Origin of the sequence: Rhizobium ruizarguesonis, from assembly GCF_017357285.1 — a bacterium.
Classification (GTDB): Bacteria; Pseudomonadota; Alphaproteobacteria; order Rhizobiales; family Rhizobiaceae; genus Rhizobium; species Rhizobium ruizarguesonis.
On record NZ_CP071678.1, the window covers coordinates 2,139,176 to 2,153,724 of the forward strand.

Here is a 14,549-nt window from a genome sequence, read left to right on the forward strand (position 1 = left end):
TTTTGTGGCCACCAGTGAATTTCATCCGATCGAACAGGCCGCTCCGGACAGCGGGGTAGCAGCGCGCCTGCTGCGGGCGATCGAAGCGGTTCTCGGCATTGCCGCGGCAGTCGTTCTCGCCGTGCTGCTCTTGATGGTGCTCGTCACCGTCTGCCTGCGTTATTTCTTCAGCGCCGGCTTCATCGGCGCCGAGGATCTCGGCATCTGGCTGCATGTGGGCCTGATCGCACTCGGCGCGCCGCTCAGCCTCAACAGCGCGCTTGCCATGCGCCTCGACGTCTTCGTCAAGATGCTGCCGGAAAGCCTGCAGAAGGTCACGCCGATCGGCGCCGACGTCTTCACCGTGCTTTCGGCGCTGATCCTGAGCTTCGGCGGCAGCGAGATCATGACGATGCTTGGCGGCGTCTCGCCGACGCTCGGCGTGCCGGAATGGATCCGCTTCGGCTTCCTCGGCGCCAGTGGCGCGCTGATCCTCGTCGTGCTGCTGCTGCAGCGCATCGCCGAAGGCAGGATCCTGCCGGTTTTGCTCTCGCTTGCCGTCGGTGTCGCGCTCTATGCCGGCATCCCGCATGTCTCGCTCGATCTCGACTGGCCGCCGAGCATCTTTCTCGGACTGATTGCCGCGGTCGGCCTCGTGCTTGCTGCGCCGCTGCCGCACGCCTTTCTTGCCGCAGCCTATGTCGTCATCGCCTTCGGCAGCAGCCTGCCGGAGCCGGCGATCGTTTCCGCGACCGTCACTGGCATCTCGAAATTCCTGCTGCTCGCCATTCCCTTCTTCCTGCTCGCCGGCGGCCTGTTGACGGCCTCCGGCGTCGCCAACCAGCTTGTGCGCTTCGCCGCCGCCATGGTCGGCCATCGCAGGGCCGGACTGGCGCAGACGACACTGCTCACCAGCGTTCTCTTTTCCGGCGCCTCCGGCTCTTCGGTCGCAAATGCCGCTTTCGGCGCATCGACCTTCCAGCCCGAGCTGGTCAAACACGGCTATCGGCCGGCGCAGGCGGCGGCGATCATCGCCTCGACATCGGTTCTCGACAATGTCATCCCGCCGTCGATCGCCTTCCTGATCCTTGCGACCGCGACCAATCTCTCCGTCGGTTCGCTGCTCGTCGGCGGCTTCTTTGCCGGCGGCCTGATGGCCATATGCCTGGCGGTCGCTATCCATCTGACCGTGCGTGAGCAGGTGCCTTTGCCGCGCGCAAACGCGAGACAGCGCTGGCAATCGGCGGTCCAGGCAATCCCGGCCTTCGGGCTCGGCGTCATCGTCGTCGTCGGCATCCGCATCGGTATCGTCACCACCACGGAAGCCGCAGCACTTGCTGCTTTCTACACGTTGCTGCTCGGCATCGGTGCGCGGCTCGGAATCCTCTCGCTCTACGCCGCCTTTCGCCAGGCGGCCGTTGAAGCGGCGGCGATCGGTCTCCTCATCGGCACGGCCGGCCCCTTTGCCTTCCTGCTGGCGGTCGACGACGTGTCGGGGCTGATCTCGCATCTGACGACGGCGCTCGGCGGCAGCGCGCTTGCGGTCATCCTGCTGTCGAACGTCATCCTGTTGGTCGTCGGCCTCGTTCTCGACATCGGCGCCGCAATCCTGCTCTTCGGTCCGATCCTGCTGCCGGCAGCGGTTGCTGCCGGCATCGATCCCATTCAGTTCGGGGTGATCATCGTCGTCAACCTGATGATCCACGGACTGACGCCGCCGCTGGGCATGCTGATCTTCGTCGTCAGCGGCGTCACGCGCATTCCCGCCTCGGAGCTCTTTCGAGCGGTGGTTCCCTATCTGCTCGCTCTCCTGGTCTCGCTCGCAATCCTTTGCGCTTGGGCCATCATCTTCTCATAAACAGGACAACCCCATGGACAATCTCAACCGACGCAATTTCCTGAAGACAACAGCTCTCGCCGGAACCGCGCTTGCGGCACCCGCCTTCGTCCGCACGGCCGCCGCCCGCACGACGACGATCACGATCGCTTCGCTGCTCGGCGACGACAAGCCGGAGACGAAGATCTGGGTGAAGATCGGCGAACTGGTCGAAGCGAAGCTTCCCGGCCAGTTCAAGTTCAATATCGTCAGGAACGGTGCGCTCGGCGGCGAGAAGGAAGTGGCCGAGGGCGTGCGTCTCGGTTCCATCCAGGCCAGCCTTTCGACCGTCTCGTCGCTCTCCGGCTGGGCGCCGGAATTGCAGATCCTCGATCTGCCTTTTCTGTTCCGCGATGCCGACCATGTTCGCAGGACCGTCGGTGGTGATGTCGGCGCCGATCTCAAGCAGAAACTGCAGGCGCAGAATTTCGTCGTCGGCGATTTCATCAATTACGGCGCCCGCCATCTCCTGACCAAGGAACCGGTGACGCGGCCGGAGCAGCTCAAGGGCAAGCGCATTCGTGTCATCCAGAGCCCGCTGCACACCAAACTCTGGAGCGCATTCGGCACGACGCCGATCGGCATTCCGATCACCGAGACCTACAATGCGCTCGCAACCGGTGTCGCCGACGCGATGGACCTGACCAAGTCGGCCTATGCCGGCTTCAAGCTCTATGAGGTCGTGCCCGATATGACCGAGACCGGCCACATCTGGGCATCCGGCGTCATCTATTATGCCTCGACCTTCTGGGCCGGTCTCAATGACGAGCAGAAGGCGGTGTTCCAGCAGGCTTCCAGCGAAGGGGCTGCCTATTTCAACCAGCTGATCGTCGATGACGAGTCCAAATCCGTCGAGACGGCGCTGGCCAACGGCGGAAAGCTCTTGAAGCCGGAAGCCTTCGACGAATGGCAGAAGGGCGCCCAGGGGGTGTGGGACGATTTCGCGCCGGTTGTCGGCGGCATCGACAGGATCAAATCGATCCAGGCCGCCTGAGCAACGGGCGGACGGTTCCGCTGCAGCTTTGAACGGGGACCGATGGAAAACCGTCGGTCTCTTCATCGCGCGCACTTGCCGGAAAAATAATGCCGGAGCAGGCCGGAAATCGAAAGAGCATGCCTTCGGTGATCGTGGTATATAACTTACTTAAAATCCTGGAATGGGAAGTTTTTACCTTCGGCCGGTGCGATCCTGTTGACCGCAATGTTGCTACCGCTTCCGGCGGACGGATCCCATGGCCTCGATTTGAGATAAACAACATTGAACACAAGGCTTTGGAGGGCCGACCATGAGCTTACGCATCAACGATATTGCCCCCGATTTTACCGCCGACACCACCCAGGGACCGATCAGCTTCCATGAGTGGATCGGCAACGGCTGGGCCGTCCTGTTCTCGCATCCGAAGAATTTCACGCCGGTTTGCACGACCGAGCTCGGCGCTATGGCCGGCCTGGCCGGGGAATTTTCCAAGCGTGGCGCCAAGGTCATCGGCATCTCCGTCGATCCGGTGGAAAGCCATGCCAAGTGGAAGAACGATATCAAGACCGCCACCGGCTTCGACGTCAAATATCCGCTGATAGGTGACAAGGACCTCAAGGTCGCCAAGCTCTACGACATGCTGCCGGCCGGCGCCGGCGAGAGCTCGGAAGGCCGTACGCCTGCCGACAATGCCACCGTGCGTTCGGTCTTCATCATCGGTCCCGATAAGAAGATCAAGCTGATCCTGACCTATCCGATGACGACGGGCCGCAATTTCAATGAGATCCTGCGCGCCATCGATTCCATCCAGCTGACGGCTAAGCACCAGGTGGCCACCCCAGCGAACTGGAACCAGGGCGAGGACGTCATCATCACCGCCGCGGTTTCCAACGAAGACGCAATCACGCGTTTCGGCTCCTTCGATACGGTTCTGCCCTATCTCAGGAAGACCAAGCAGCCGACGGCCTGACTACTGCTTTCAAGCCATTCCCTAAGCCGCCGTGAAAGCACTTCGCGGCGGCTTTTTACTGATCAGACTAAGCGATGGCTTTATGGGCCCTCACCGCATCGCCGAATGCCTGAAACAGCGCACGATTAACAGGGTTGGTTTGCGGATCGTATTCGGCATGCCATTGCACACCGAGCGCAAATCCCGGCGCGTCCTTGAACCGTATCGCCTCGATCGTCCCGTCCTCGGCAATGCCTTCGGCAACGACTCTTTCGCCTAGGTCGAGGATGCCCTGCCCATGCAGGGAGTTCACCCGGATCGTCTCCCGACCGAGGATGCGTGCAAACATCCCGTCCTCTATAAGTCGAACGTCGTGACGATCGCCGAAAACGATGGCGGGGTCGGGATGGATCTCGCCGGTCTCAAGGCGCGGCATTCGGTGATTCATGCGTCCGGGCAATTCCCGGATTTCGGGATGTAGCGAGCCCCCGGCGGCGACATTCATTTCCTGAAAACCGCGACATATGCCGAAAATAGGAACGCCTTGCGCAACACAGGCTTCGATCAATGGCAGCGCCAGCCCGTCACGATCCTCATCATAAGGCTCATGCTTGGGATCCGGCACCATGTTGAATCGGCTGGGATGGACATTGGCTCTGGCACCCGTCAGCAGAATGCCGTCGACGACAGCCAGTAGATCCGCGATATCGGCCAGTTTAGGATTGCCGGCAAACATCAGCGGCAACGCTTCGGCGACATCGGCCACGGCCCGCAAATTGTTTTCTCCGACAAGCTGGGTCGAGAAGCGGCTTTCGATGATGCGGGCGTTCCCGATGATGCCGATTACAGGTCTTGCCATTGCTTGTCACACCCCAAGTCGCAACGCCTGCCACCCAAGCCGCCTGGCCCCTCGGGCATGTGATTTGCAACGCCGCGAAACCGGAACCGGCCTCGGGCTGACTGCCGGCTCGGTTGTCACTATATGGTTATCCTTGGTCGCGATGCAGGTGCAAGAGCTTTTGCGACCGCCAAGGCAGGTCCGTTAAAAGCCTGAACAAGGCGAAGCTCGAAGAAGCGAGTTTCCTTGGCCGGGCCGGTGCTCAATCCGGAACGGGAAGGGCGCGTTGGTTGTAGAGGATCTTGCGGATGCGCGCCTGTTCCTCTTCGGAGAGCTTGCTGTTGTCGGTGCCGAGATCGGCGCCGACCGCAAGACCGCGCTGGACGCCGGGCCTTGCGCCAACCTCCTCGAACCATCGCTTGAAATGCTTGAACTCGTCGATGTCCTGACCCTGTGCTTGCCAGTTGACGGTCCAGGGATAGCTGACGATGTCGCCGATGGTGAATTTGTCACCGGCCAGATAGCGCCGGTCGCGAAGCCGCATGTTGAGAACGCCGTAAAGTCGGTTGGCTTCGTCGGTGAAGCGCCGCACCGCATAGGACTGATCGCCTTCGCGATCGCCAAGGCGACGGAAATGACCGGCCTCGCCGAGTTTCGGCCCCTGGTTCGCCATCTGCCAGATCACCCATTGCGTGACCTCGTATTTGCCGCGCAGATCCTGCGGCCAGAATTTGCCGGTCTTCTCGGCGAGGTAGAAGAGGATCGCGCCGGATTCGAAGACGCTCAACGGACCGCCGCCATCGGCAGGCGCGTGATCGACGATGGCAGGCATGCGGTGATTGGGGTTAAGTCTGAGATAATCAGGCTTGAACTGGTCGCCCCGGCCGATATTGACCGGCACCAGCCGATAGGGCGTACCCGTTTCCTCCAGGAAGATCGAAACTTTCTTGCCGTTCGGCGTCGGCCAGTAGTGGAGATCAATCATCTGCGTATCCTCGTTTGCTCGGGATTTCCTGGCAAACAGGATGACGCTACGACCATGGCAGGTCGAATATGTTTGTTCCAAAATCCATGGCGAAATTAGAAACCTGTGACCGTTCCTGGCGCCAATTCGGGTGCAGATATGGAAATGGGGGAGGCGTCGCGCCTTCATCGATGGTATCTAGAATCCAGCGTCGAGATGGAAGTTCGAACCTGCTGAGATCCGATGATAGGCCGGAAACGTCAGTCCGACATGGGGAGGAGATCGGTGAAGGCCATGCTTTCGCTCGGTCTTCTGTTTTCCCAAGCGGACACGATAAAGGCCCAGCCGGAAGGAAGCGCCGGGCCTCCGGCCTGTTTGTATTCGGGGCCTTCGGCATCGGGTGAGACGCTTTGCATCCGCAAGGATAGTTTCAATCGAGACCTTTGCATTGCGATCGAGCATTTCGCCCACGCCAATCAATTGCCAGCGGATTATTTCGCCCGTCTCATCTGGCGGGAAAGCACCTTTCGCCCCGATGCAGTCAGCTTCAAGGGAGCCCAGGGGATCGCGCAGTTCATGCCCGGAACGGCGAAACTGCGCGGTCTCCAAGACAGCTATCAGGTGTTGGAAGCGCTGCGGAAATCGGCGCAGTATCTCGACGAATTGCGCAATCGTTTCGGCAATCTCGGCCTTGCCGCCGCCGCCTATAATGCCGGTGAAAACGGCCTTGCTACTTACCTCGCGTCAGGCAGATTACCTTACGAGACGCGCGGCTACGTCATGGCGATCACCGCGCATACAGTCGAGGAATGGAAGGATAACCCACCGGAAGATGCGGCCGCCCCGCTCGACAAGGACAAGTCCTTCCTCGATGGTTGCGTGGCGCTTGCGGAGAGACGGACGTTGAAGGACACGCCCTGGCGTCAGGAGGGTGAATGGGCGCCCTGGGGCGTCCAGCTTGCGGCGAATGCGAATGTCGCGGTGGCCCGGCGCATGTTTCTCGATGCCGTGCAGGATCTGCCCGCGCCCCTGAGTGCGGAGCAGCCGCTGATCTTGCGCCAGCGCGATCGCAGCTTCGGTTTTCGGCCGCGTTATGTTGTCCGCATCGGCCGGCAGACGCGCATGGAAGCCAACGACCTCTGCAACCAGATCCGCAAACACGGCGGCACCTGTCTTGTTTTCAAGAATCGATAGCGGGCCTGGTCCAGCCCCTTGATCACGAAAAGTCTGCTTGCAGGATCACCTAAGCGCAGCATATTCAACACGGAAATGCCAACGGAGGAACGATGATGCGGGTTTTGGTAATCGGAGCAACGGGCCATGTCGGAACCTATCTCGTTCCCCGTCTGGTGGAAGCCGGTCACGACGTCGTCACGATCAGCCGCGGCACGGCAAAGCCCTATACGGCAAACCACGCCTGGGCTGCCGTCGATCAGCGTCAGATGGATCGGGCAGCCATGGAGCGGACGGGTGATTTCGGCCCAGCCGTACGTGGTGTGAAAGCCGACATCGTCATCGACATGATCTGTTTCACGCTGGAAAGTGCCGAGCATCTGGTGACGGCGCTGTCGGGGCATGTCGGTCACTTTCTGCATACCGGCACGATCTGGACGCATGGCCATTCGACGGTCGTACCGACGCTGGAGGAGACGCCGAAATTTCCCTTCGGCGACTATGGGACGCAGAAGGCGGCAATCGAAACCTATCTGCTGCAGCAGGCAAGGCTTCGCGGATTTCCGGCAACCATCATCCATCCCGGACACATTGTCGGTCCCGGCTGGACGCCGCTCAATCCGGCCGGCAATTTCAACCTGCAGGTCTTTTCAACCCTTGCTCGCGGAGAGACCCTGGCGCTGCCCCATTTCGGCTTGGAGACCGTTCATCACGTCCATGCCGATGACGTGGCTGCGATGTTCATGGATGCGATCGCCAATTGGAATGCGTCGACCGGCGAAAGTTTCCACGCGGTTTCGGAGCAGGCATTGACCCTTCGCGGGTATGCCGAATCCATGTCTCGCTGGTTCGGGCACGAGCCGAAGCTCAGCTTCGCCCCATTCGACGCCTGGGCCGAAAGTCAGACGGCTGAGGATGCGAAGGCGACCTGGGAACATATTGCCCGCAGCCCGAATTGTTCGATCGCAAAAGCCGGACGCCTGCTCGGTTACACTCCGAGATACACCTCCCTGCAGGCGGTGCAGGAATCAGTCGGCTGGCTGGTCGAGCAGGGGCGGATCGAGACCTGATCCGCCAGCGCCGCCGCTTCCTAACGGATCAGGATGGCCCTGAAATCATTGACATTGGTTCCGGTCGGGCCGGTTTCGAAGAGATCACCGGTGGCCGCAAAGCCAGAATAGCTGTCATTGCCGTCGAGCAGCCGGCGCGGATCGAGCCCTGCGGCGCGAAGGCGCCTTGCCGTGCCGCCATCGGCAAAGGCGCCGGCATTATCCTGCGAGCCGTCGATCCCGTCCGTGTCGGCGGCGAGGATATGAATGCCCTCCTGTCCGTCGATCGCAAGCGCCATGGCGAGCGCGAATTCGCCGTTGCGTCCGCCCTTGCCACCTTTCGCTTTCAGCGTCACCGTCGTCTCGCCGCCGGAAAGGATGACGACCGGCTTGGAAAACGGCCTGTCGCGGGCTGACACCTCGCGGGCAATCGCCGCATGCACCAGCGCCACGTCACGCGATTCCCCCTCCATCGCATCTGAAAGGATCGCCGGCTCGATCCCCTGCGATTTCGCCAGGGCCGCCGCGGCCTCCAGCGACACGCCGGCCGAGGCGATGATATGATACTCGTGGCCTGCGAAGACAGGATCGTCGGGCCGCGGTGCATCGGCCTTCGGCGAGTTCAGATGGTCGAGTGCGGCCTGCGGCAGCTGCAATCCGTATTGCCGGATGATCTCGAGCGCATCGTGCCGTGTCGAACCATCAGGGACCGTCGGCCCGGAGGCGACATGGGCCGGGTTGTCGCCGGGAATGTCGGAGACGATCAGACTGACGACCCTCGCTTTGGTCGCTGCTGCAAGTCTTCCGCCCTTGATGGTGGAGAGATGCTTGCGCACGACATTCATCGCCGAAATCGGCGCGCCCGAGGCAAGCAGCATTTCGTTGAGTGCAATCTCGTCTTCGAGGGTCAGTCCGTCCGGCGGAGCGGGCAGCAGCGCCGAGCCGCCGCCGCAGATCAGCGCGATCACCAGATCGTCTTCCGTCAATCCGTTCACCGTCTCCATCAGCCGCTTTGCGGCGGCAAGCCCCGCCGCATCGGGTACCGGATGGGCGGCCTCGATGATCTCGATGCCGCGTGTCTCGCAGCCATAGCCATAGCGGGTGACCACCAGACCCTCGAGCGCTCCGTCCCAGACGCTTTCGAGCGCCTGCGCCATCTGCGCCGCGCCCTTACCGGCGCCGATCACCACGGTCCTTCCCTTCGGCCTATCGGGCAGATGCGCCTTGATGCCGGTCAGCGGATCGGCGGCGCGAACCGCCGCGTCGAACAGGCTTTTCAGGAAATCGTGGGGAGCGGTTATCGTCATCGGTGGTCTCTGCTGCGTCGGTGTCGATGGGGATGTGGGATTGTCCGTTATTCTCGGCCTGCAGCATCAGCAGGGTGCGCTGGCCGCACCACAGCCTACGGCATAATTCCTCAAATCGGAATCGTTCGAAGGATAAATTACGCAGCAATTCAAAGTGCTACAGCGTCAGTCGGCGAGGGCCGCCAAGATGCGAACCCAGGATCGTATGCCTTTATGGAAGCTGGAGAGATCGTATTTTTCGTTCGGGCTGTGGACGCGGTTGTCGAAGCGGGCGAAGCCGACCAGGAGGGCATCGCATCCGAGCCGGCGTTTGAAGTCGCCGACGATGGGGATCGAGCCTCCCGTGCCGGCAAGGGCAGCTTCGCATTGCCATTCTGTCGAAAGCGCCTGAAGCGTCCTGGTGAGAAACGGACTATCGATCGGCATGACGGTTGCCGGCGAAAGCCCGTAATCCCTGAAGCTGACCGAACAATCCTGAGGAATACGTGCGCGCACGTGCCGCTGGAAGGCATCGCGGATCGCCTGGGGATCCTGTCCTTCCACCAGGCGAAACGAAATCTTGGCGCTTGCCTTCGCCGGAATGACCGTCTTGAAGCCTTCGCCTGTATAACCACCATTCATGCCGTTGATCTCGCAGCTCGGCCGCGCCCAGATCTGTTCGAGGACGGAACGGCCTGCCTCGCCGGCCGGATCTCTGAGGCCAATATCGCCGAGAAAGGCCTCCTCGTCGAAGGGCAGTCTTTTCCACAGCGCCTTGATGGCATCGGGGAGCTCTTTCACGCCATCATAGAAACCCTCGACCGCGACGCCGCCATCGGCTCGCCGCAGGCTCGAAACGACGTCCGACAACACCTGCAGCGGATTGCGCGCGGCATTGCCGAACATGCCGGAATGCAGGTCTTGATCGGCGCAGGTAACCTCGATTTCCGTGCTGAAGATCCCGCGCAGCATCGTCGTCACGGCAGGCGTTTCGCGATCCCACATATCCGTGTCGCAGACAAAAACCGCATCGGCCTTCAATTCGTCTGCCGTGGCATCCAGAAAGGGTGCGAGGCTCGGACTGCCGGCCTCTTCCTCGCCTTCGAACAGCATACTCACCTGCACCGGCAGTTTTCCGGTGACGCTCTTCCAGGCGCGGCAGGCTTCGACGAAGGTCATCAACTGTCCCTTGTCGTCGGACGCGCCGCGCGCCACGATCGCCGTATCGCCATTCGGCAAGGCTTCCATGCGCGGCTCGAACGGATCGCTCGTCCACAGCGCCAGCGGATCGACCGGCTGGACATCGTAATGACCGTAAAACAGCAGATGCGGTCCGGATGCCGCCTTTTCATGGGCGACGACCATTGGATGGCCGGTCGTTTTGCGTACCGATGCTTCGAAGCCGATGGCAGCCAGATCCCGGCTCAGCCATTCGGCGGCAGTGCGGCAGTGATCACGATAGGCCGGGTCGGTCGAGACGCTCGGAATGCGGATCAGCTCGAAAAGCCGCGCCAGGCTACCGTCGAGGCATTGGTCCACATGGGCAAGAACGGCATCGATATCTTGGTCCATGGCATTAGTCATCGTCTCTCCTCAGCGTTTCAATCTTCCGGATCGAGAATGCAGCATTGCTCTGCTACAGGTGTCAGCACGGCGGACGCCCCTGTTTCCAGTGGATCGGACAGCGCCCCATTGGCGGTGATCTCTCCCGCGGCTGTCGTGCATTTGTACTGATAGGCCCGGCCGAGATAGGTGCGCGTGCCGAGCACGGCCGCGATGCCATCACCGTCACGGCTGACGGCAAGACCGTCTGCACGGCAGGCCAGCACGAAGTCGTCCTTGATCGGCCCGAATGTTTCCTGGGACAGCTGCAGCCGCGCTCCGCCCGTTGTTTCGGCGGTCACAAGCGCGCCGTTGCGCGCGGTCACCTTCATGCCGATCAGGTTCTCGAATCCGACGAAGCGAGCGACGAAAGCATTGGCCGGCTGGCGATACAGCACCTCCGGCGCATCGAGCTGCATGATGCGCCCGGCATTCATGATCGCCACCCTGTCGGAGATCGAGAATGCCTCCTCCTGATCGTGGGTGACGTAAAGTGATGTCGTGCCGTTGGCGCGTTGGAGCTGTCTGATTTCGACGCGCATGTCGATCCTGAGCTTTGCATCCAGATTGGAAAGCGGCTCGTCGAACATCAGAAGCGGAGGCTCGATGACCAGTGCCCGGGCGAGAGCCACGCGCTGTTTCTGGCCGCCTGACAGGGCCGATGGCAGCCGGTCGGCGAAGGCCGAAAGGCCGACGCGGTCCAACATCGCCATCGTTCTTTTCGCCCGTTCCGGCTGGGGAATGCGACGCTGCCTCAGGCCGAAGGCAACATTGTCCTGGACGCTCAGATGGGGAAAAAGCGCGTAGTTCTGAAAGACCAGGCCGATGTCGCGCGCATGCGCGGGAAGGCCGGTCAGGTCGCGCTCGCCGAGCTTGATGCTGCCGCTGCTCGGCTGCAGAAAACCGGCCACGAGGCGCAATGTCGTCGTCTTTCCGCAGCCGCTGGAGCCGAGCAGGGACACCAGCTCCCCGGCCATGACTGAGATCGACAGGTCCTTGAGCACCTGCGTGCTACCGTAATGGGCGGAGATAGAATCGATGGTGAGGGATACGGTCAAGAGTGTTCTACTTTGTCAGGAAGGTGAGACCGAGCGTGGCTTCGACGATGGCCATGACGCCGACTGTCACGAACATCAGCAGCACCGATACCGATGCGATCGTCGGATCGAAGAACTGCTCCATATGTGCAAGGATCTGGATCGGCAGCGTCGAGATGCCCGGCCCGGTCAGGAAGACCGAAACCGACACGTCATTGATCGAGGTGATGAAGGCGAGGATGAAGGCGGCAATGACCCCGGCGCGGATATTCGGCAGGACCACGGTCAGGAAGGTTTTCAGCGGCGGGCAACCCAGGCTGATCGCCGCCTCCTCGACGGAAAAATCGAAGGCCGCCAGGCTGGCGCCGACGACACGCACCGAATAGGGCAGGATCAGCAGGGCATGGCCGACAAGCAGGCTGATGAAGATCGGCAGCCCGAGGCCTATCGTGACCGATTTCATCAGCGAGAAGCCGAAGACGATCTCCGGCACCAGGATCGGCAGGACGAAAATGGTGGAAAGCCAGCGTGGCAATTCCACCCGGTAGCGGTTGATCGCATAGGCTGCCGGGACGCCGATCAGCAGGGAGAGCGCCGTGCCGAAAAAGGCGACCTGCAGGCTGGTGAGCGCGGTCGTGCGGAAGGCCTCGATCTGGAAGATGTTCACAAACCACCGCAATGTCAGACCCTGCGGTGGGAAGGTCAGATAGGTCGTGTCGCTGACGGCCGCACCGATGATGATGACGAGAGGCGCCAGCAGGAAGAAGAAAACGCAGGCCGCGAAGGCGGCAAGGATCGGGTGAATGCGCCTGTCCATCACACCGCCATCGGATTGAGCCGGCGTGCGATGCGGCTCATGATGAGGACGACGCCGAGCGTCAGCACCACCATGATGGCGGCAATGGTCGATGCGCCCACCCAGTCGAAAGTCACCATGGCGCGCTGGTAGAGGAAGGTCCCCATCATCATCTGCTTTTCTCCGCCGAGCAGTTGCGGTGTCGCATAGGAGGTGAAGCTGCCGGTGAAGACCAGGACCGCGCCGACGATGAGGCCGGGTGTCGCGAGCGGCAGGATCACCTGAAAGAATGTCATCAGCGGCCTCGCGCCGAGCGAGGCGGCGGCATCGATCAGATCGCGCGGGATGCCTTCAAGCACCCCGACCAGCGTCAGGATCATCAGGGGAACGAAGAGATAGACCATGGCGACGATCACCGAGCCTTCGGTGTAGAGCATCGAAAGCGGCTCACTGACGATGCCGGTCGAGATCAGCATGGCGTTCAGAATGCCATTCTTTCCGAGAATGATCAGCCATGCGAAGGATCGGACGACGACACCTGTCAGGAGCGGAAAGACCGCTGCGATGATCATGATGCTCTTTGCGCGACCGGGCATCTGCGCGATCACATAGGCGGTGATGAAACCGACGGTGAGCGAAATCGCGGTCGTGACTAGGGCGACCTCCAGCGTCCGATAAAGAACCGCCCGGCGAAAGCCGCTGCTGAAGAATGTCACATAGGGCGCAAATATGCCCTTCGGCTCTGCAAACGTCGCCGCGATGGTGATGGCGACGGGAACGATGAGAAGCACAACGACGGCAATCGTCGCCGGCATCGTCAATCCCCATCTGGCAAAATGCTTCATCTCGAAACTCGTGGCATGTCCTGATATCAGGAGCGCCGCATCTCGGATTCGAATCTGCGGCGCTTCCATGTCTGGCAATCAACCGGCCTCAGGTCAGGCCGGGATATCGGGCAACTTACTGACCGAAGACTTCGTTCCAGCGGTCGATCCAGTCGGCCTTGGCTGCGTTCATCTTGGCATAGTCGATGCGGGTGAGGCCTGCCACCATATCCGGGCCATAGGTCCAGATCTTCGCCTGGTCCGGCGTCAGGCTGACCTTTGTCGATATCGGCGCATCGACGCCTTGTTCGGCTTCAGCCTGCTGGACGTCCTTGGACAGGATGAAGTTGATGAACTGATGCGCGAGTTCGACATTTTCCGAACCCTTCGGGATGTTCACGGTGTTCAGCGTGGCGATATCGCCGTCCGTAAGCTTGGCCCATGACATCGTCGGAACGGCCGCCTGCATCGATGCCAGGGTAAAGTCCTGGGCCAGCGCAACGCGCACTTCGCCTGTTGATATCAGGTTCACCAGCTCCGAGCCGGTGTTGTAGTTCTTGACGACATTGGGCTTGAGTGCCTCGATTTCCGAGAAGGCCTTGTCGGTGTCTTCATAGGCATCTGCGCCACCATGCTTGCCGGCTTCGAGAACGACCAGCGGGCCGGCCGTAGTGGTGATTCCGGGCAAGGAGACGGAGCTTTTCAGATCGTCGCGCCACAGGTCGCCCCAGGCGGTGATCGGTGGGTTGACCTTGGCGGAGTCATAGACAATGCCGACGCGTCCGATCGTGTAGGCAGGCCCGTATTTGCCCTGAGGCGCCTTGCCCAGCTCGTAGATATCCGCGAGGTTGGGGATCTTCGACGCATCGACTTCCTGGAACAGTCCCTGTTCGATGCCGAGTTGCGAAAAGCTGTCGGTGAGATAGATAACATCGACGCCCTTGCCATCGCGCAATTTCAGCTTGTTGAGCCGGTCGGCATTGTTGCCGGTCTCGAACACGATCTCGCAGCCACAGATCTTCTTGAACGGCGTGATGATGTTCGCATTCATCTTCTCGCCGTTATAGCCCCACCAGGAGATGGTCAGCGTCTTCGATTGCGCATGTGCCGCGGCGGTGCCGCCGGCGGCGGCCAGCAGCGCAAGAGACAGAATTCGGGCAAAACGGCTGGCCTTCATGAGCAATGTCCTTCTGCGAAAAA

14 protein-coding genes are annotated in these 14,549 nt (G+C 61.2%); 6 read left to right on the forward strand and 8 right to left on the reverse strand.

What is annotated here, in order from left to right; all coding sequences use genetic code 11:
- The first annotated feature begins 4 nt into the window (after positions 1–4).
- The 4 genes from J3P73_RS10615 to J3P73_RS10630 all read left to right on the forward strand — a co-directional run bounded on the left by J3P73_RS10615 (position 5) and on the right by J3P73_RS10630 (position 3,801).
- Complete coding sequence (locus J3P73_RS10615) at positions 5–1,837, forward strand: TRAP transporter large permease (RefSeq protein WP_024320628.1); 1,833 nt, start codon at positions 5–7, stop codon at positions 1,835–1,837.
- A 13-nt stretch (positions 1,838–1,850) separates the two neighbouring features.
- On the forward strand, positions 1,851–2,849 hold the full coding sequence (locus J3P73_RS10620) for a TRAP transporter substrate-binding protein (protein ID WP_018073336.1): 999 nt from the start codon (positions 1,851–1,853) through the stop codon (positions 2,847–2,849).
- 89 nt (positions 2,850–2,938) lie between these two features.
- Positions 2,939–3,145: a hypothetical protein gene (locus tag J3P73_RS10625; RefSeq protein WP_062944645.1), complete on the forward strand. Its 207-nt coding sequence runs from the start codon at positions 2,939–2,941 to the stop codon at positions 3,143–3,145.
- Complete coding sequence (locus J3P73_RS10630) at positions 3,142–3,801, forward strand: peroxiredoxin (RefSeq protein ID WP_207579932.1); 660 nt, start codon at positions 3,142–3,144, stop codon at positions 3,799–3,801. The genes J3P73_RS10625 and J3P73_RS10630 overlap by 4 nt, the downstream gene beginning before the upstream one ends.
- Positions 3,802–3,868: 67 nt before the next feature.
- On the opposite strand, the gene J3P73_RS10635 is transcribed toward J3P73_RS10630, so the two are convergent.
- Together J3P73_RS10635 and J3P73_RS10640 are read right to left on the reverse strand one after the other, a co-directional pair.
- Complete coding sequence (locus J3P73_RS10635) at positions 3,869–4,639, reverse strand: gamma-glutamyl-gamma-aminobutyrate hydrolase family protein (RefSeq protein WP_130655259.1); 771 nt, start codon at positions 4,637–4,639, stop codon at positions 3,869–3,871.
- 241 nt (positions 4,640–4,880) lie between these two features.
- Positions 4,881–5,603 (reverse strand): glutathione binding-like protein, encoded by a 723-nt coding sequence (locus J3P73_RS10640; protein ID WP_207579933.1) that lies wholly within the window; start codon positions 5,601–5,603, stop codon positions 4,881–4,883.
- A 222-nt stretch (positions 5,604–5,825) separates the two neighbouring features.
- Here J3P73_RS10640 and J3P73_RS10645 point away from each other — a divergent pair, with 222 nt between their 5' ends.
- A complete protein-coding gene (locus J3P73_RS10645; RefSeq protein WP_207579934.1) occupies positions 5,826–6,776 on the forward strand; it encodes a lytic transglycosylase domain-containing protein in 951 nt (316 codons plus the stop codon).
- A 92-nt stretch (positions 6,777–6,868) separates the two neighbouring features.
- A complete protein-coding gene (locus J3P73_RS10650; protein WP_024320631.1) occupies positions 6,869–7,825 on the forward strand; it encodes an NAD-dependent epimerase/dehydratase family protein in 957 nt (318 codons plus the stop codon).
- A 20-nt stretch (positions 7,826–7,845) separates the two neighbouring features.
- Here the strand turns inward: J3P73_RS10650 and J3P73_RS10655 are convergent, their stop codons facing one another.
- The 6 genes from J3P73_RS10655 to J3P73_RS10680 all read right to left on the reverse strand — a co-directional run bounded on the left by J3P73_RS10655 (position 7,846) and on the right by J3P73_RS10680 (position 14,526).
- Entirely contained in the window at positions 7,846–9,111 is a 1,266-nt protein-coding gene (locus J3P73_RS10655) for a glycerate kinase type-2 family protein (protein ID WP_024320632.1), read from the reverse strand.
- Between the two features lie 165 nt (positions 9,112–9,276).
- Positions 9,277–10,674 carry a dipeptidase gene (locus J3P73_RS10660; RefSeq protein WP_207579935.1) on the reverse strand — a complete coding sequence of 466 codons (1,398 nt, stop codon included), beginning with the start codon at positions 10,672–10,674 and terminating at the stop codon, positions 9,277–9,279.
- A gap of 17 nt (positions 10,675–10,691) precedes the next feature.
- On the reverse strand, positions 10,692–11,750 hold the full coding sequence (locus J3P73_RS10665; protein ID WP_128402567.1) for an ABC transporter ATP-binding protein: 1,059 nt from the start codon (positions 11,748–11,750) through the stop codon (positions 10,692–10,694).
- A 7-nt stretch (positions 11,751–11,757) separates the two neighbouring features.
- A complete protein-coding gene (locus J3P73_RS10670; RefSeq protein WP_207579936.1) occupies positions 11,758–12,549 on the reverse strand; it encodes an ABC transporter permease in 792 nt (263 codons plus the stop codon).
- A complete protein-coding gene (locus J3P73_RS10675; protein WP_207579937.1) occupies positions 12,546–13,370 on the reverse strand; it encodes an ABC transporter permease in 825 nt (274 codons plus the stop codon). The genes J3P73_RS10670 and J3P73_RS10675 overlap by 4 nt, the downstream gene beginning before the upstream one ends.
- Before the next feature lie 115 nt (positions 13,371–13,485).
- Positions 13,486–14,526: an ABC transporter substrate-binding protein gene (locus tag J3P73_RS10680; protein ID WP_164598044.1), complete on the reverse strand. Its 1,041-nt coding sequence runs from the start codon at positions 14,524–14,526 to the stop codon at positions 13,486–13,488.
- Positions 14,527–14,549: the final 23 nt, after the last annotated feature.

Bases quoted from the DNA above. Each gene is read 5' to 3' on its own strand.
- J3P73_RS10620 (WP_018073336.1), top strand. From the start codon at position 1,851: ATGGACAATCTCAACCGACGCAATTTCCTGAAGACAACAGCTCTCGCC.
- J3P73_RS10625 (WP_062944645.1), top strand. From the start codon at position 2,939: ATGCCGGAGCAGGCCGGAAATCGAAAGAGCATGCCTTCGGTGATCGTG.
- J3P73_RS10630 (WP_207579932.1), top strand. From the start codon at position 3,142: ATGAGCTTACGCATCAACGATATTGCCCCCGATTTTACCGCCGACACC.
- J3P73_RS10635 (WP_130655259.1), bottom strand. From the start codon at position 4,639: ATGGCAAGACCTGTAATCGGCATCATCGGGAACGCCCGCATCATCGAA.
- J3P73_RS10640 (WP_207579933.1), bottom strand. From the start codon at position 5,603: ATGATTGATCTCCACTACTGGCCGACGCCGAACGGCAAGAAAGTTTCG.
- J3P73_RS10645 (WP_207579934.1), top strand. From the start codon at position 5,826: ATGATAGGCCGGAAACGTCAGTCCGACATGGGGAGGAGATCGGTGAAG.
- J3P73_RS10650 (WP_024320631.1), top strand. From the start codon at position 6,869: ATGATGCGGGTTTTGGTAATCGGAGCAACGGGCCATGTCGGAACCTAT.
- J3P73_RS10655 (WP_024320632.1), bottom strand. From the start codon at position 9,111: ATGACGATAACCGCTCCCCACGATTTCCTGAAAAGCCTGTTCGACGCG.
- J3P73_RS10660 (WP_207579935.1), bottom strand. From the start codon at position 10,674: ATGACTAATGCCATGGACCAAGATATCGATGCCGTTCTTGCCCATGTG.
- J3P73_RS10675 (WP_207579937.1), bottom strand. From the start codon at position 13,370: ATGAAGCATTTTGCCAGATGGGGATTGACGATGCCGGCGACGATTGCC.
- J3P73_RS10680 (WP_164598044.1), bottom strand. From the start codon at position 14,526: ATGAAGGCCAGCCGTTTTGCCCGAATTCTGTCTCTTGCGCTGCTGGCC.